General features: G+C 32.4%; 13 protein-coding genes and 3 tRNA genes. 5 read left to right on the top strand and 11 right to left on the bottom strand.

The features are described from left to right. Nucleotides 1–14: 14 nt before the first annotated feature. Nucleotides 15–851 carry an AraC family transcriptional regulator gene (locus ACSVH2_RS07290; protein WP_438092505.1) on the bottom strand — a complete coding sequence of 279 codons (837 nt, stop codon included), beginning with the start codon at nucleotides 849–851 and terminating at the stop codon, nucleotides 15–17. 131 nt (nucleotides 852–982) lie between these two features. Here ACSVH2_RS07290 and ACSVH2_RS07295 point away from each other — a divergent pair, with 131 nt between their 5' ends. After that, a complete protein-coding gene (locus ACSVH2_RS07295; RefSeq protein WP_438092506.1) occupies nucleotides 983–3139 on the top strand; it encodes a GH92 family glycosyl hydrolase in 2157 nt (718 codons plus the stop codon). A 6-nt stretch (nucleotides 3140–3145) separates the two neighbouring features. Continuing rightward, the gene (locus ACSVH2_RS07300) at nucleotides 3146–5035 is read left to right on the top strand and encodes a beta-L-arabinofuranosidase domain-containing protein (protein ID WP_438092507.1); all 1890 of its coding nucleotides are present in this window, start codon (nucleotides 3146–3148) and stop codon (nucleotides 5033–5035) included. 156 nt (nucleotides 5036–5191) lie between these two features. Here ACSVH2_RS07300 and ACSVH2_RS07305 read toward each other — a convergent pair whose 3' ends face one another. From ACSVH2_RS07305 to prfA, 4 genes are all read right to left on the bottom strand, one after another. Continuing rightward, entirely contained in the window at nucleotides 5192–5977 is a 786-nt protein-coding gene (locus tag ACSVH2_RS07305; protein ID WP_438092508.1) for an alpha/beta fold hydrolase, read from the bottom strand. Nucleotides 5978–6043: 66 nt separating this feature from the next. Beyond that, the gene (locus tag ACSVH2_RS07310; RefSeq protein WP_438092509.1) at nucleotides 6044–6832 is read right to left on the bottom strand and encodes an ABC transporter substrate-binding protein; all 789 of its coding nucleotides are present in this window, start codon (nucleotides 6830–6832) and stop codon (nucleotides 6044–6046) included. A gap of 48 nt (nucleotides 6833–6880) precedes the next feature. Continuing rightward, nucleotides 6881–7717 carry an orotidine-5'-phosphate decarboxylase gene (pyrF, locus tag ACSVH2_RS07315; protein WP_438092510.1) on the bottom strand — a complete coding sequence of 279 codons (837 nt, stop codon included), beginning with the start codon at nucleotides 7715–7717 and terminating at the stop codon, nucleotides 6881–6883. A gap of 71 nt (nucleotides 7718–7788) precedes the next feature. Then, nucleotides 7789–8862 (bottom strand): peptide chain release factor 1, encoded by a 1074-nt coding sequence (prfA, locus tag ACSVH2_RS07320; protein WP_409818993.1) that lies wholly within the window; start codon nucleotides 8860–8862, stop codon nucleotides 7789–7791. Between the two features lie 103 nt (nucleotides 8863–8965). Here prfA and ACSVH2_RS07325 point away from each other — a divergent pair, with 103 nt between their 5' ends. Further along, nucleotides 8966–9442, top strand: a complete 477-nt coding sequence (locus ACSVH2_RS07325) for a DUF6265 family protein (RefSeq protein WP_438092511.1) — start codon at nucleotides 8966–8968, stop codon at nucleotides 9440–9442. Nucleotides 9443–9466: 24 nt separating this feature from the next. Here the strand turns inward: ACSVH2_RS07325 and ACSVH2_RS07330 are convergent, their stop codons facing one another. From ACSVH2_RS07330 to ACSVH2_RS07340, 3 genes are all read right to left on the bottom strand, one after another. Further along, the gene (locus tag ACSVH2_RS07330) at nucleotides 9467–11809 is read right to left on the bottom strand and encodes a hypothetical protein (RefSeq protein ID WP_438092512.1); all 2343 of its coding nucleotides are present in this window, start codon (nucleotides 11807–11809) and stop codon (nucleotides 9467–9469) included. Beyond that, nucleotides 11769–12800, bottom strand: coding sequence for a hypothetical protein (locus tag ACSVH2_RS07335; protein WP_438092513.1), 1032 nt, complete (start codon nucleotides 12798–12800; stop codon nucleotides 11769–11771). Before ACSVH2_RS07335 ends, ACSVH2_RS07330 begins: the two co-directional genes overlap by 41 nt. Before the next feature lie 126 nt (nucleotides 12801–12926). Next, entirely contained in the window at nucleotides 12927–14387 is a 1461-nt protein-coding gene (locus ACSVH2_RS07340; protein WP_438092514.1) for an aminoacyl-histidine dipeptidase, read from the bottom strand. Between the two features lie 203 nt (nucleotides 14388–14590). Here ACSVH2_RS07340 and ACSVH2_RS07345 point away from each other — a divergent pair, with 203 nt between their 5' ends. After that, nucleotides 14591–15541, top strand: a complete 951-nt coding sequence (locus ACSVH2_RS07345; protein WP_438092588.1) for a DUF3810 domain-containing protein — start codon at nucleotides 14591–14593, stop codon at nucleotides 15539–15541. A 56-nt stretch (nucleotides 15542–15597) separates the two neighbouring features. Here the strand turns inward: ACSVH2_RS07345 and ACSVH2_RS07350 are convergent. The 3 genes from ACSVH2_RS07350 to ACSVH2_RS07360 form a co-directional block, all read right to left on the bottom strand. Beyond that, nucleotides 15598–15671, bottom strand: a tRNA-Arg gene (locus tag ACSVH2_RS07350). 9 nt (nucleotides 15672–15680) lie between these two features. Next, nucleotides 15681–15755 (bottom strand) — tRNA-Pro (locus tag ACSVH2_RS07355). A gap of 72 nt (nucleotides 15756–15827) precedes the next feature. Continuing rightward, nucleotides 15828–15914: transfer RNA gene (locus tag ACSVH2_RS07360), tRNA-Ser, on the bottom strand. 283 nt (nucleotides 15915–16197) lie between these two features. Between ACSVH2_RS07360 and ACSVH2_RS07365 the strand changes: the two genes are divergently transcribed. Further along, nucleotides 16198–17379 (top strand): acetyl-CoA C-acyltransferase, encoded by a 1182-nt coding sequence (locus ACSVH2_RS07365; protein ID WP_438092515.1) that lies wholly within the window; start codon nucleotides 16198–16200, stop codon nucleotides 17377–17379. The last annotated feature ends 42 nt before the right edge of the window (nucleotides 17380–17421 follow it).

The following is a 17421-nucleotide window of genomic DNA, read 5'->3' on the forward strand; positions in this document are numbered from 1 at the left end:
ACTAATACAACATACTATCTCAATTGCATCCTAAATTGTTTTGGGGTGCAATTTTTCTTTTTAAGAAAAACTCTATTGAAATAGGTTTGATTTTCAAAACCCGACTCAATAGCAATTTGGGCAATTGTTTTATCCGTTTGCGCAATAAGAGTACAAGCATTGCCAATTCTAATTTCATTTACATAATCTGAAAAAGTTTTTCCCGTCATTTTCTTGAAAAACTTGCAAAATGCTCCTGTAGTTAAATGAACAGTCTCCGCTGCTTCTTCTAACAAAATAGTAGAAGCCGCATTTTGTTTAATATAATTAAACACCATATTAATGCGGGTTTCGTTTTCTTTTGAATTCTTTGGCGAATAAAACGCAGACGCTAATGGTTCATAATTTTCAAAAGTTAAATCATTTAAAACATTCAGTAAAGCTATAATTTGTTTTACTCCTTTTTCAGTAGCAATGGACATCATTTGTTGTTCTATATTCTTTGCCAATGGATTTGGAAAAAATAATCCTCTTAAACTCGTTTGCAACAACTTTTTTATTTTATAAAATGCCTCACTATTCATATAGTTTGCAATGAAATCCTCCGAAAACTGAATAACTACGGCTGACACAGCTTCATGTGAGTTAGCATCGCTTTCCCATGTGTGTGGTATTCCAGAACCTAACAAAACTAAATCGCCAGCTTGAAAAGGCAGATAGCTATCACCTACTAACCGCATTCCATTTCCTTTTACAATTAAAGTCAATTCATATTCAGGATGATAATGCCATTTGAATTCAAAAAAAGGCATTTCAAAAGCGAAAGCATGAATGGCATTTTCAACAGTAATCGTTTCTAAAAAGGCTTTCATAACACCGAATTTATCTTAATACTTAACTATTGCATCAAAACTAAACAATATAGTATTATAAATTTCATTTTTTGTACTATTGAATTAAGTGTATAAAAGCTATTTTTGGATATATTTCAAATTGTTTATCTATGACAATCAATAAAAAAAGTTTTATTTCATTCTTTTTCTTCCTTTCTACTTCTTTATGCTTTGCACAAAACAATGCCAATTTCGTCAATGTATTTATAGGCACAGACGGAACGGGACATACTTTTCCTGGACCATCAAAACCATTCGGAATGGTACAACCTGGTCCAGATAATCGTGATGAGGGTTGGAACCATACGAGCGGTTATCAATACAAAGACACTTTATTGATGGGATTTTCACAAACACGGTTTAGCGGAACAGGCATAGGTGAAATGGGCGATATTCTACTATTACCTTATTCAAAGACTAAACCAAAAATGCAAAGTTATTATTATAAAGAAACCGAGAAAGCCAGTGTTGGTTATTATACCGTTACCAAAAAAGATGATGTAAAAGTAGAACTCACTTGCTCGGACAGAGTAGCTTTTCATCAATATACCTATCCCACTAAAAATGCATATGTATTAGTTGATTTACAACATGGTTTACGTTTTTTAACGGATAGTTTAGTACTTGAAAGCGATGTTAAAATTGAAAACAATCACACTATTTCAGGCTATTGTAAAACCAAAAATTGGGTCACCAGAAAATACTTTTTTACTATAGAGTTTGATACTCCTTTTTTTGAACAAGAAAAACTACCAATGGGCAAAAAAGAGAATGCACCTAAATACAATTTGTCTTTTACCCTAAATGAAACTAAAGTTTTAAAAGTCAAAATTGCCTTATCAACGGTTTCAGTAGAAGGTGCCAAAAATAATTTGCAAACCGAAATTCCGCATTGGGATTTTGAAAAAGTAAAAAATGAGAATATCAATGCTTGGAATACCTATCTTAATCGAATAGATATTGAAGCTCCACAAAAGCAAAAAGAAATCTTTTATACCTCATTGTATCATTTGTTTTTACAACCTTCAAACATTGCAGATGTTGACGGAAGATACCGTGGTGCAAATGATGTTATAACAAAAGCTCCAAATAAGGAATACTACTCTACTCTATCCATTTGGGATATTTATCGTGGGGCATTTCCGTTGTTGCAAATTATCGCTCCTGAAAAAGTAAACGGTATTGTCAATTCCACATTAACACATCACAAATCTGCCGGCTTTTTACCCATTTGGACCGCTTGGGGACAAGATAACTATTGTATGATTGGCAACCATGCTATCCCGATGCTTTTATCTGCCTACAACAATGGATTTAAAGGCTTTGATGCCAAAGAAGCACTCACAGCAATGGTCGAAACTTCAACAAAGTCACATATTAATTCTGATTGGGAATTATACAATCAATATGGCTATTATCCTTTTGATAAACTAGACAACGAAGCGGTTTCAAGAACTTTAGAAAGTGGTTTTGATGATTATTGTGTAAGTCAAATGGCGGAAAAATTGAATGATAAAACCAATACAATTGCCTTTGATAAAAGAGCCAATTATTATAAAAATTTGTTCGACCCAGAAACCAAATTGTTTCGAGGAAAAGATACCAAAGGTAATTTTAGAACACCATTTGACCCATTAACCGCAACATCGCCAATGAATAATCCGGGTGATTATACCGAAGCCAATGCTTGGCAATATTTTTGGACACCGGCGCAATATGACTTAAACGGTATGATTTCTTTATTAGGTGGAAAAGCCAATTTCACCAAACATTTAAATACTTTCTTTACTACTGAAACTCCAAACCCTAATAAGTTTCTCGGCCAAGAAGCCATGATTGGACAATATGCACATGGTAACGAACCTAGTCATCATATTTTGTATTTGTATGCCTATTCTAATGAACCAAAAACGGGACAAAAATACATTCACAAAGTCATTAATGAATTTCATAACAATACGCCAGATGGCATGATTGGGAATGATGATTGTGGGCAAATGAGTGCTTGGTATATTCTATCGACTTTGGGCTTTTATCCTGTGAATTCAACCAATGGAGAATTTGTTTTGGGAAGTCCGCAAATGAAAAAAGCGATTATTCATCTTACCAATGGAAAAGAATTTATTATTAAAGCAAATAATTTTTCCAATGAAAATATTTATAACGAAAATCGATTGCTGAATGGAATTAAAACTACAAAACCAATCATTACTTATAAAGATATAATGGCTGGAGGAACACTTCAATTTGAAATGACAAAAAACTAATTAATTATGAAAAAAACAACATCAATACTTCTACTATTTTCAGTACTTATGACAACCGCACAAGAAAAATTACAATCGTTCCCTTTTGGTAGCATCAAACCAACAGGTTGGCTAAAATTACAAATGGAAAAGGATGTCAAAGGATTTGTGGGTAACTTAGACCTATTAGTTCCTGATTTGATTAATGATCCTATTTATGGGTCAGGAAGATTGCATAAAAACAGTCAAGTGAAAGATTTAGGAAATCTTAAAGAAGGAGATGCCGAAGGAAGTGATCAATACAAATGGTGGAATTCAGAAACCCAATCCAATTGGTGGGATGGCTACATTAGAAATGTATTTTTAGTAAATGATAAAGCAGGAATTGAGAAAGTAAATCAATATGTACAAAGAATTTTAGCCACTCAAGATGACGATGGCTATTTAGGAATTTACGACAAAGAATTACGCTATAATTTTAATTCAGAAAATGGAGAATTGTGGTCAAAGGCTACTTTATATCGTGGTTTATTAGCTTATTATGAAGCGACAAACGATAAAAAAGTATGGAATGCATTAGTAAGAGCTGTTGACAATGTAATGAAAAACTATCCTATTAATGTTTCAAGTCCGTTTAGTTCAGGAGAAAAATTTAATGGTGGAGTTTCACACGGATTAACCTTTACTGATGTTTTGGATAAAATGTATCAAATTACTAGTGATAAAAAATATACTGAATATGCTTTGTTTTTGTACAACGATTTTTCTAAAACCTATCAATCAGAAGAAGATGTCCAACTAAAAAATATTCTAAATCCAAATTACAAATTAAAATCACATGGCGTTCATACGTATGAGCATTTACGACCATTGATTGTAGCTGCTTATCAAAATAAGGATTTGCAAAAAGCATTAACTATTTACCTCGAAAGAATAAAAAATACCACTACTCCAACTGGTGGACCAATTGGAGATGAATGGATTGCCGAAAGAACCGCAGATGCAACACACACAGGTTATGAATATTGTTCTATTCACGAGTTATTAGATAGTTACACTGTTTTATTTCAAAAAACGGGCAATGCAGTTATTGGCGATGACATTGAAACCATTTTTTATAATGCTGCTCAAGGTGCGCGAAACCCAAACTCTTCTTGTATTGCTTATCTGAAAACCGATAACAGTTTTGAAATGTTGGGTACCAAAAATGGAGAAATAGAACCTGACAGAAAACAAACACGCTATAAATATTCTCCAGCACATCAAGATGTTGCGGTTTGTTGCAATCCTAATGCTGGAAGAATTTCTCCCTATTTTATTCAGTCCTCTTGGATGAGAGAAAATGAAAATACCTTAGTAGCAACTTTACTAATGCCAAATAGTTTAGAAACTACTATCAAAGATTCCAAAATTACTATTGAAAATAAAACCAATTATCCAAATGAGAATGTTATTCATTTTCAGATACAACTTGATAAACCTACTACTTTTGTTCTTAAAATAAGAAAACCGAGTTGGGCAACTTCCATTGTGACAAACGAAAAATACACCACTAATGACAGTTATATAATAATTGAAAGAACATTTAATAAGATAGACAGCATTCACGTTGAATTTAAAACTGAAGTTAAAGTAATAACGGATAGTAAAGGAGAACATTTCTTTTCATACGGAAGTCTATTCTATGCTAAAGCAATTTCATCTATACAAATTAAAGGAAAAGAATATGCTAAAGGATTTGAAGATTTAAACTATGAACCATTAGACAAAACCCGATTTAAATTTATTGAAAATCATGAAGCAAAATTTGAGAACAATTCTATAAAGGTTAATTTAAAGAACTTAAATTCAAACAAAAAACAAGTGGTAACGCTTACTCCTTTTGGCAAAACGATTTTAAGACAAGTTTCTTTTTAAAAATTTAGAAATCAATAACATAAGTATAACAAAACCTTAACATAAAAGACTTAAAAGACACTGTATCTTTGTAGTGTAATAAATTTGGTTTTTTATTATATTGGTTTAGGTTAGTTAAAAGAGCTGTCAAGTCTGGGAAGAATTGGCAGTTTTTTTTTAGTTTTGATTTTTAATAAAACCAATAACTTTGTTATTAAAAGTGAACGGTTGCTCCACATTTACTACGTGTCCACAATTTGGAATTACCACCAAACTTGATGATTTATAATGACTTTCGACAACTTTTCTAACTGATGGTAAAAACATATAATCTTCTTCTCCCATAATGTAAAGCGTTGGGATATTCATTTCTACTTGTCTGAACCATTTTAAAACAGGATTAATTTCGGCTGTTAGTTTGAACCAACGAATAAATTCTTTTTGATACAACTTCTTAGCTTCGTTAATAAATAAAAGTCTGGACTGCTTGTGATTTTTATTGGGCATTATTACAAAGGCAAAAAACTTATACAAGACTAAATAAGGCAGAACATATTTAAACATATTGCCCAATCTCATTAATATTTGAGAGCGAAAATTCATCTTTAGAATAGCTCCACCAAGTATCATACTTTGCACTCGTTCTGGATGCATTTCGGCTAATTGACGAATAAGAATGGTACCCAAAGAAATTCCAACAAAGTGTGATTTTTGAATTTTTAAATAATCCAAAACTTCAATAATATCTTCTGCAAGTGCCGAGAAAGTATATTTTTGTTTGAAAGCATTTTTTATTTGCTGGTTGGAATTTCCATGACCGCGCAAATCCAATAATAACACATTATACTCTTTTTGAAATTCCCTTATTTGCTTGAACCAAATAGCCGAACTTCCGCCTGCACCATGAACAAAAGTTACCCATTGTGTGCTTTTAGTGTTTGAATATATGGTGTAATTTATCACAAGTAAATCAATTAATTAGGTGTAAATATAGTATTTACTAGGAAAGAAAAATTCAAAAAATGGCTTTTAGTGTAACAATTTAAAATAGGCAAACGCTTTTACCAATCTGCTACCATACCAAGAAAACATTTCACCATCTACAAAAATAGTTTTGGCATGATGTGTATATCGTCCTAATTCAAAAGCATGTTCATCAGTAAAAGGGAATGGCTCTGAAGACAGCAAAACCAAATCAGGATCACCTTGAATTCGCATTTTCTGAATGATAACTTCAGGATAACGTTCCTCTCTATTGGCATAAATATTTTCAAAATGATTTAAGCGCAACATTTCATTAATAAAAGTATTGTTTCCTGCTACCATATAGGGATTTGCCCAAATGAAATAGGCCACTTTTTGTGTTGGTTTGTCTTTAATAAAGTTTTTGAAATCCTGATGTGCAAAATTTATTTTATCCATCCATTTTTGAGCTTCTGTCCTTTTATTAAAGAGTTGACCAAAGTCTTCAATCATTTTCAGATTATCTTCCAAAGTAATAATATTGGTTACCCAAACTGGACAAATTTTAGAAAGTTCTTCAACTATTTCTTTGGTGTTTTCTTCTTTATTAGCAATAATGATATCGGGTTGCAATAATTTGATTTTTTCGAAATGCACTTTTTTGGTACCACCAATAATCTTTTTGGTAGATTTAAAATGAAATGGATGAACACAAAACTTCGTAATTCCGACAATACTTTCTTCTAGACCCAAATCATATAGTAATTCAGTTTGTGAAGGAACAAGTGAAACGATACGTTTTGGTAAAGTTTCAAAAGTGTGGGAAGTACCTAGTTGGTCCGAAAATGTTTTCATATTTGTTTCACAGAGTTTCACAGAGAAAAAAAAGAGATACTCAGAGCTTTAATCCATATTCTTTTTGAAATCTGTTTTTAAAATCATTTCCATTTCTTGTTGCAATTTCAACGCTTCTTCCCTAGCTTTTTGGGCAAAATCATGTCCATTGGACGCATAAATAATTCCTCTAGAAGAATTAATAAGTAAACCTACATCGTCATTCATTCCATAAGAACAAACATCATACAAACTGCCACCTTGAGCACCAACTCCAGGAACCAAGAGAAAATTATCGGGAACTAATTTGCGGATTTCGGTAAAATATTCTGCTTTGGTAGCACCTACAACATACATTAAGTTTTGACTATTTTTCCAGGTTTTAGATGTTTTGATAACGGTTTTATAAAGTTCTTCACCATTAACCATTTTTGTCTGAAAATCAAAAGCACCTTCGTTGGAAGTTAATGCCAAAAGTATAGTGTGTTTGTTTTCAAAAGCTAAGAAAGGTTCTACACTATCTTTCCCCATATAAGGTGCAACAGTCACACTATCAAAATTTAAATCCTCCAAAAAAGCTTTAGCATACATGGTGGAAGTATTGCCTATATCGCCTCGTTTTGCATCGGCAATGGTGAAGATTTCGGAATGTTTTTCGTTGATGTACTTAATGGTTTTTTCAAGAGATTGCCAACCTTTCAATCCATAAGCTTCATAAAAAGCCGTATTAGGTTTATAGGAAACACATAAATCATGTGTAGCATCAATTATGGCTTTATTGAATTCAAAAATAGGATCTTCAAGAGCTAGTAAATGCTGAGGTATTTTGGTTAAATCCACATCCAATCCAATGCAGAGAAAGGATTTCTTGTGTTTGATTTGTTGAATAAGTTGGGTTGTTGTCATATAGTGTAGTTGTTTGACAAAGTTACTAATTTCATAGTATAAAAAAAGCCTCAAAAAATGAGGCTTGTATTTTAGAAAACTTCGCTTTCTTTTAATTTTTCCATATTGTTCACCAACTGAAGTTCGTCAACAAATTTTTGAATTTTACCATTCATCACACCATCCATATCAAAAACGTCTAGACCAATTCTGTGATCGGTAACTCGTCCTTGTGCATAGTTATAAGTACGGATTTTCGCTGAACGGTCACCCGAACTTACTTGTGATGTACGTTTGGTAGCATCTTCTGCTTGTTTTTTGGCTAATTCTTGTTCGTATAAACGAGAACGCAAAACTTCCAATGCTTTATCTTTATTCTTATGTTGCGATTTTTGGTCTTGACATTGTGCCACCAAACCTGTTGGGATGTGAGTTAAACGAACCGCCGATTTGGTAGTATTAACAGATTGTCCTCCAGGACCAGAAGAACAGAAGAAATCTACACGAACATCATTCATATCAATTTGTACATCAAATTCTTCAGCTTCTGGCAATACCATTACCGTTGCAGCCGAAGTATGCACTCTTCCTTGGGTTTCTGTTTGAGGAACACGTTGCACTCGGTGAACGCCAGCTTCAAACTTCAACGTTCCATATACGTCTTCTCCAGTAACTTCAAAAATAACCTCTTTAAATCCGCCTGAAGTTCCTTCATTCATATCAACCACCGAAGTTCTCCAGCCACGACTTTCACAATATTTAGTATACATACGGAACAAATCTCCTGCAAAAATGGATGCTTCATCGCCACCAGTTCCGGCACGGATTTCAACCATAACGTTTTTGGCGTCTTCTGGATCTTTAGGTATCAACATGAATTTGATTTCCTCTTCTAATTCGGGTAAACGATCCTTTGCTTCGTCCAATTGCATTTTGGCCATTTCTACCATTTCTGCATCTGAACCATCCGCTATAATTTCGTTAGCTTCTTCGATGTTACCGGTAACGTTGATTAGCTCTTCACGCTTTTCCATAAGCGCTTTAAGTCCTTTATATTCTTGATTTAACTGTACGTAACGCTTTTGATCAGAAATAACATCAGGTTGAATAATCAAATCCGATATTTCGTCAAAACGTTGTTTTACATATTGCAATCTTTCTAACATACTATTTTAGTTTTCGAGTGCAAAAATACAATTTTTTGTTTCAAGTTTAAAGTTAAAGGTTTCAAGTTTTTTTCTTAGTATTGTAACACTTAAAAAAGTTATCATGAAAAATGTAATAGTTATAGTAGTTTGTGTTTTATTTATTTCGTGCCAAAATAAATCGGAAAAAAACTTCGGACAATTAGAAAAAATGAATTGGCTTATTGGCAATTGGGAAAATAAAATGCCTGATGGACTTTTAACCGAAACATGGTCTAAAGAAAATGACAGTACTTTTTCGGGGACAAGTTATTTTATAGTGAATTCTAAAGATACAGTTCATTCAGAGACAATAATCTTAACACAACTCAATGATGAGCTGGTTTATAGACCAACTGTTAAAGGCCAAAATAATGATGAACCGGTTGATTTTATATTAAGTTCCGAAAGTGAAAACACGTATAGTTTTGAAAATCCAAAACACGATTATCCACAAAAAATAGTGTATAAAAAAGTAAATGAAACTAGTTTGATTGCCACAATTTCTGGCACGCAACAAGGGAAAAAAAGTTCGGAAAGTTATCCGATGAAGAGGAAATAAATAATTTAAACGTTTTTTAATAATTTAACGTCTTGCTCTAAAATAATCTTCAAAGAAAGTACAATCAGAGGTCAAATCTTTATAATATTCAGGATATTGTGATTTCAAATCTTGATAATATTTGTTTTTACCAAATACAAATTTTTCATAATCATCATAATCGCCTTTATAACTGTCTTCATTTAAATTATGCAATCTATATTTTTCGCAACGGCCAATCATTCGCAAACATAAAGCTTTGAATTTAGCTGTTTTAGCATTTTTAAGTGCTAACAAATAATAGGTTTTTGCAGAATTGCATTGATAAAATTCATTTTCATCTACCATAGTAGAACTATCTCCATCACTTGTCCAATAATAGCGACGCATCATCCAGGAGTTGCCATATTGTGTCATGTTATAATAACAATTTGCTACTAAGAAATAATAGTAATCTTTGTTTTTTTCTTTTGGGTTTTCTGCTTTGTTTATATACTTAATCAATTGTTTGGTGATAGTATATTTATTCAATCGAATGGTATCTTTTATTGGAATAAAGTCAGGTGTATATTTAAGTTCATAAAAAGGATTTTTATCAAATACATTACTGCCATATGACCAACCGCTTCCATTTCTCTCCCAATTGGAATATTTATCATTCCAAAGCTTACTATCAACTTTCTTAAAACTATATAAAGCTTTAGTTAATTTATTCAATCTAATATATTTTGTCCCTAGTAAATCATATAATCTTGGAATTTCAGTTTTTAAAATACTGTATTTAAAACTAGAAAATTCATCCTCTTTGTCTCTGTTTCTGTAAATATTTTGAATTAAAACTTCTAATTGTTCAGGAGTATAAACCGCATTAATATAATCAAAATAATCAGTATAAAAATCAGAATAAGTATCGCCACTATTTTTATTTGATTTCCAATATATCGTATTATAAAAATCGTGATTTTCATTAAAAGTATGATTATTCAAGGTAGAATAAAGTAGCGCCGCATCACTAGTATTGCCTTTATATTCTAATTCTTTCCCTAAAGAAAAAATGAATTTTCGAAAGCCTTTATTTTTCAAGATTATTGGTTTTATTTCATTTAAAATAATTGCTTTACCATATTCTTGTCTAGCATTTAAGGCCAATGCTTTGATTATTTCTAATTGATTTGAAAATAATTCTGAATTTTTACTAGATTTTAATTCCTCTAGCAAAGTCAAACTTGCGTCATAGTCTTTTGTTATGTAGTGCAAATAGGCTTTACAACTTTTCCAAAAAGTTGGATTTTCAACTGTAGTTAAGTTTGCATTATTAATAAATGCTAATAATTCACTTGCATACACTCTATCGGTTTCAATTCTTTTAAAAACATCTGAAGCATTGTCTATTTCACTTTCCCAATAGTTATTTGTAGTAATTGATGGTTCAAACAAAGAATAGTAAGGCGTAAAAACCCAATCTTCAATTTTATTCACTTCACGCAATAACAGAAAACTCAATCCTTCAAAATTAGGTTGGTATTCATATACTTTTTTGATGTATGCTAATGATTTATCATGTTTTCTGATAGCTGCCAAAAGATATACATTTGCTTTTTCTTTATTCGTTTTAGCATATTTTAATACCTCTTCAATAGCTACTTCATTGTTATATTGCTGAGATACCATAAACCTTTTATCTGGTGCATTTACAAATACTTGAGCTGCATAAAAATTGGCTAAGGCTTTGTCTGTTTCAGCTAAAGTTCTAAAATACAAACTCCAATAATAGAGAATGTCTTTATCAAGTTTAGTTTGATAATTTGTTTCAAAAAGTGTTTTTATTTTTTCAAATTCATGATTATAAAAAGCCATTCGTATAGCCAAAAAAATATATCTAAATTGTAATGCTTTATTGTTGGTTGACTTTGATAATCTTATGGCTTGATTCAAAAATTTAGTTCTTTGTGTTAATGTCATAGCTTCATTTCGTTCCCAAGGATCATCAACCCAAGAATTAAAGAACTCACAGTTTTTAGCAAATTTCAAATAATTAATAGCTTCATAATCTTTGATTTTATACAAATAACGTAGCATTTCATTATTTGTCCCTGAATTGATATCACCTAGACTTAAACTTTGCAAAACTTCTTGAACAGATTTATAGGATACCTTGTTTTTACAATAATTTACCCATAAAACCTCATTGGGCATTTTATCAAAATCGCCATAAACAGACTTTGGCTCAAATGAATTTGCCGAATAATAAAACTCGGCATACGAACGATAGCCAGCAATTTCTGGATTAAAAAAAGAAAAACGAAGTTCTTCTCCATAGGGATAAAAACCACAAGCAAAAAGCGATTTACTTACTAAAATCAGAATAAAAACTAGAAAGTTCTTCATGGCTATAGTTACTTAATTGTTGTTCATCTAAATGAAATAATGAAACTGTGGTGTTGTTATCAAAATTTATATACTTCTTTAAAAGCTGAATGGTTTGCTTGATTTTTTGGGCATCAATTTCTTCAAATTTTACTTTATCATCTATTCGCAAATACGTTTCATTGATAACAGTATCTTTAGTAACTGAATACCACAATGGTTTTATTTCCTTTAAAATAGTTTTTGCTTTTTGATTGTTAGTATAAATTACGTTAGAAAATTGTTCATTTTGATAAACTTGCATCCAGGAATAAATAGGTAATGCGACATCAAGATGTTTAGGATAATTTGTATCCACATTCAAATAACTTTCCAGCTCATTTAAATCTAATATTGAATTTTTGGAGTGGTTTTGCAACGGATTAAGCAAATTATAACACATCAGCATAACTTTGTCTACTGGTGGAATTCCCATTTTATCAGGATATTTATACGGATACAATCGAAGTGTACAACTGATTTGTTTTTTGGATATTTCTTTAAGTTTCTTTAGAAAATAAAAATAATTATCCTTGGATTTCAAAGTCCAATCACAATCCATCTGATATTCAATTGGCATTGATTGATTTCTAAATTTTTCTTTTGAATATTTATCAATTAAAAAATTCACATTGTCGGCTAAAGTGTCTAAACTTCCTTTTGTAGTTTTTATAAAAACCGAGTTTTTGATATAGACTGTTGGCACAATATTCATACTGTCTTGTTTATAAAAATATAACTCAGTTTTTGAAATAGGGAAATTACCCATAGCATCGCTATGATCAACTTCAAAAAACTTCACATACAACTTCTTAATATTATGTTTTGTTAAAACAGAATCTTCCGCCTGAGCCATGCTCCAATTATTACTTTTCCAATAATAAAAAGCTCTTTCAACATGCGTTATTTTATGTTCCTTTTCACAAGAAAAAAAGAACAGAGAAAGCAACCCAAGAAGTAGTATATTTTTCATTTTTAAAATTTTAGTTATAACGTATTATTCGTATTAAAAGTATATAATATTTCGGAATTATTTACATTAAAAAAACCTCGCTTATTTCTAAACGAGGTCTTAATTCTTAATACTCAAATCTTAATACTATTTCACCGGAATATTCGCCAAAATCTCCAAGAAAAACTTCCAAAATTTCTGAGAAGATTTTATCGAAGCTCTTTCATCTGGGCTATGCGCACCATGAATGGTTGGTCCAAAGGAAATCATGTCCATTCCTGGATAATTGGTTCCTAATATTCCACATTCCAATCCGGCATGACAGGCAACCACATTGGGTTTTGAACCGTTTTGTTTTTCGTAAATGTTAACCAAAACATCTAGTATTTCAGAGTTTACATTAGGTGTCCAACCCGGATAACTTCCACCAAAAGTAACTTCACAACCAAACAATTCATAAGCCGAACGTAAGCCGTTAGCCAAATCCATTTTCGAACTTTCAACTGACGAACGTGTTAAGTTTTGGATAGAAATTTCGCCTTCCTTAACAATCACACGAGCAATATTATTGGACGTTTCTACTAAATCTTCCATATCAGCACTCATTCTGTAAACACCGTTATGAGCTGCATAAATGGCCCGAAGTAATCCTTCCTGAACACCTAAATCCATAACCTTACTTGGTAAATCGCTTTTCACGATTTCAATAGTAAGATTAGGCTCCATGGTTTTGAATTCCGTTTTGATGTCCGTAATGCTTTCTTGCATGTCAAATACAAAAGCTTCATCATACATGCCAGCCACAATTACTTTGGCAACACTTTCTCTCGGAATAGCATTACGCAAACTTCCACCACTAATTTCTGCTATTTGCAATCCGAAATTTTCAAATCCGTCAAATAATAGGCGGTTCATAATCTTGTTGGCATTACCCAATCCCTTGTGAATATCCATTCCAGAATGTCCACCGTTTAGTCCTTTTACAGTGATGGTATAACCAACAGAACCTTCGGGAGTATCTTCCTCGTTATAACTTCTAGTAGCGGTTACATCGATGCCACCAGCGCAACCAATATCAATTTCATCGTCTTCTTCAGTATCCAAATTCAAAAGAATTTCTCCTTTCAAAATGCCACCTTTTAAGTTCAAAGCACCTGTCATTCCGGTTTCTTCATCAATGGTAAAAAGTGCATCAATAGCTGGATGTGGAATGTCTTTGCTTTCCAAAATTGCCATAATTGCGGCAACACCCAAACCATTATCAGCACCAAGAGTTGTTCCTTTAGCTTTTACCCAATCACCATCCACATACATATCAATACCTTGTGTAAGGAAATCAAAATCGGTATCATTATTTTTTTGGTGAACCATATCCAAATGCCCTTGTAAAACAATAGTTTTGCGGTTTTCCATTCCTGGAGTTGCTGGTTTTCTAATAATAACATTGCGGATTTCATCTTCAAAAGTTTCTAGTCCCAAACTGTTACCGAAATTCTTCATGAATTCAATCACACGTTCCTCTTTTTTGGACGGACGAGGAACCGCATTTAAATCGGCGAACTTGTTCCAAAGTGCTTTTGGTTCAAGATTTCTAATTTCTTGGCTCATTATAGTTGTGTTTTTTTTATTATCGAGGCACAAAGTTACAAAGTTTAGTTTCTTTGTGAATTGATATTGTCTTTATATTTACAATAAAAATTATTGACTTGAAACACAAATTTATATTTCCTGTTTTTCTTTTGTTTCAGATACTCTTTCTGAGATTTTTAGTATTCTTCCCCGAAACGGTTGAACAATTTTATAGTAACAGATTGTATGTGTATATTTCACATGGTTCAAGAACTATTTTAGGCAAAATTCCTTTTTCTGTAGGAGATATTATGTATGGAATACTGATTATCTATTGCCTTTACTGGTTTTATAAAAATAGACAACTGCATTGGAAAAGTAAATTTTGGTCGGTGTTAAGTTTCCTATCCGTTTTTTATTTTTTCTTTCATTTGCTCTGGGCGTTTAATTATTACCGTGAACCATTATTTGAAAAAATGAACATTCAGCGCGATTACAGTGATGAAGATTTGTTTGCTTTTACCAAAAAATTAATTACCAAAACCAATGAAATTCAGTTTCAAATCACAAATAATAAAAACAAAAAAGTTACCAATCCCTATTCTCAAGACAGCATTTTTAAAATAACTCAAAATGGCTATGATAATTTGGCCCTACAATATCCATTTTTCAAATACGAAATTCCAAGCAGAAAAAAATCTTTATTCAGTTTACCTCTGAGTTATATGGGTTTTGGAGGTTATTTAAATCCGTTTACCAATGAATCTCAAGTAAACTACAAATTACCCATGTTTGGATTTCCCAATGTTATTTGTCACGAAATAGCTCACCAAATTGGTTATGCGAGTGAAAGTGAATGTAACTTCATAGGCTTTTTGGCTTGTATTAAAAATGAAGATTTATATTTTCAATACGCCGCTTTAACAACAGCGCTGAGATATTGTATGTCAAACGTTGGTATGAAAAATGAAAAACAATTTGAAACACTAAAAAAGAGTATTAATCCCGGAATTATAAAAAACTTTAAAGAAAGTGATTTGTTTTGGGAACACTATGATACCATTATCGATAAAGGATTTCACGCTTTTTATGATCAGTTTTTAAAAGCAAACCAACAAAAAGAAGGTATTGATAGCTACAGTAAATTTGTCAATTTATTGATAAACTATTATAAAGAAAAAGAAATACAATAATTGAGGTTACATAAAACAAAAAAACCATCTCGTTTTATTAACAAGATGGTTTGTTGTGATCCCAGAAGGATTCGAACCTTCGACCTACGCATTAGAAGTGCGTTGCTCTATCCAGCTGAGCTATGGAACCAATTTTAAGTCGGGGTGGCAGGATTCGAACCTGCGGCCTCCTGCTCCCAAAGCAGGCGCGATAACCGGGCTACGCTACACCCCGTGTTTTTAGTATCAAATGCAATTCCGATTGGCAATCGGGACACGATAACTAGGTTACACTAAAACCTAAAAGCGGAGAGTAAGGGATTCGAACCCTTGGTACAGTTCCCCATACGCATGTTTAGCAAACATGTCCTTTCGGCCTCTCAGGCAACTCTCCAAACTCAATGAACGAAAATTTATTAAGCGGTTGCAAATGTAATTTATCATTCTATATTTCACAACTATTTCATTTCTTTTTTTAGTATTTAAAATAAATATTTATTAAAATCGTTCGCTATCAATTAAGTAGAACTGTATAAAATTTCCTTTTCTATTCGATTTAAGATTTATTCAAGTTCAAATTCATTAATTTGTAATAAAAGATTAGTTTTGCATTACAAACACACAAGACGTTCGCAACCGAATTATCAGGAGTGCAACGAAGTAAAACAACAAATAAAATGAGTAAAAAAGTAGTTATAGTATCCGCTGTGAGAACTCCAATTGGAAGTTTTTTAGGTTCATTATCTTCTATTACAGCAACAAAATTAGGTGCAACTGCTATCAAAGGGGCATTAGATAAAATAAATTTAGACCCAAATTTAGTTGACGAGGTTCTAATGGGCAATGTGGTGCAAGCAGGTGTTGGACAAGCTCCAGCAAGACAAGCAGCATTATATGCAGGTTTGCCAAACTCAGTGGCATGTACAACAGTAAATAAAGTTTGTGCCTCGGGAATGAAAGCTATCATGCAAGGCGCACAAGCTATTATGGCTGGAGATGCAGAAATAGTGGTTGCTGGCGGAATGGAAAACATGAGTTTAATTCCTCATTATGTTCATTTAAGAAACGGAGTGAAATTTGGTCCAACAACTATGGTTGACGGTTTACAGAAAGATGGTCTAGTGGATGCCTACGACAATAATGCCATGGGAGTTGCTGCCGATTTATGTGCTTCAGAATATAAAATTTCTCGCGAAGAGCAGGATAATTTCGCCATTCAATCCTATGAACGTTCGGCAAAAGCTTGGTCTGAAGGAAAATTTGATAATGAAGTTGTTCCTGTTGAAATTCCACAAAGACGCGGTGAACCTATTATTTTTTCAAAAGATGAAGAATTCACCAATGTTAAATTGGATAAAATACCAACATTAAATGCAGTATTTACTAAAGAAGGAACTGTTACTGCAGCCAATGCTTCAACTATAAATGATGGTGCTGCGGCTTTGGTATTAATGAGTGAAGAAAAAGCAAACGCAATGGGATTAAAACCATTGGCGTATATAAAATCCTATGCTGATGCAGCTCAAGAGCCAAAATGGTTTACTACTGCGCCAGCAAAAGCATTACCAAAAGCATTAGACAAAGCAGGATTAACTGTTGCTGATGTTGATTATTTTGAATTCAACGAAGCTTTTGCTGTAGTTGGTTTAGCAAATGCCAAAATTCTAGGTCTTGATAACAATAAAATTAATGTAAATGGTGGTGCCGTTTCTTTAGGCCATCCGCTTGGATGTTCTGGAGCCAGAATTGTAGTTACATTACTTAATGTCTTAGAACAAAACAATGCTAAAATTGGTGCCGCAGCTATCTGTAATGGTGGTGGTGGTGCTTCTGCAATCGTTATTGAAAGAGCTTTATAATAATTACGAATTGTGAATTACAAATTAATAATCCCTAATTCG

The sequence above is a fragment of the Flavobacterium sp. RSB2_4_14 genome (assembly GCF_051547085.1).
Lineage (GTDB): Bacteria > Bacteroidota > Bacteroidia > Flavobacteriales > Flavobacteriaceae > Flavobacterium.

Bases quoted from the DNA above. Each gene is read 5' to 3' on its own strand.
- ACSVH2_RS07300 (WP_438092507.1), top strand. From the start codon at position 3,146: ATGAAAAAAACAACATCAATACTTCTACTATTTTCAGTACTTATGACA.
- ACSVH2_RS07310 (WP_438092509.1), bottom strand. From the start codon at position 6,832: ATGAAAACATTTTCGGACCAACTAGGTACTTCCCACACTTTTGAAACT.
- pyrF (WP_438092510.1), bottom strand. From the start codon at position 7,717: ATGACAACAACCCAACTTATTCAACAAATCAAACACAAGAAATCCTTT.
- ACSVH2_RS07340 (WP_438092514.1), bottom strand. From the start codon at position 14,387: ATGAGCCAAGAAATTAGAAATCTTGAACCAAAAGCACTTTGGAACAAG.
- ACSVH2_RS07330 (WP_438092512.1), bottom strand. From the start codon at position 11,809: ATGAAGAACTTTCTAGTTTTTATTCTGATTTTAGTAAGTAAATCGCTT.
- ACSVH2_RS07365 (WP_438092515.1), top strand. From the start codon at position 16,198: ATGAGTAAAAAAGTAGTTATAGTATCCGCTGTGAGAACTCCAATTGGA.
- ACSVH2_RS07295 (WP_438092506.1), top strand. From the start codon at position 983: ATGACAATCAATAAAAAAAGTTTTATTTCATTCTTTTTCTTCCTTTCT.
- ACSVH2_RS07335 (WP_438092513.1), bottom strand. From the start codon at position 12,800: ATGAAAAATATACTACTTCTTGGGTTGCTTTCTCTGTTCTTTTTTTCT.
- ACSVH2_RS07290 (WP_438092505.1), bottom strand. From the start codon at position 851: ATGAAAGCCTTTTTAGAAACGATTACTGTTGAAAATGCCATTCATGCT.
- prfA (WP_409818993.1), bottom strand. From the start codon at position 8,862: ATGTTAGAAAGATTGCAATATGTAAAACAACGTTTTGACGAAATATCG.
- ACSVH2_RS07325 (WP_438092511.1), top strand. From the start codon at position 8,966: ATGAAAAATGTAATAGTTATAGTAGTTTGTGTTTTATTTATTTCGTGC.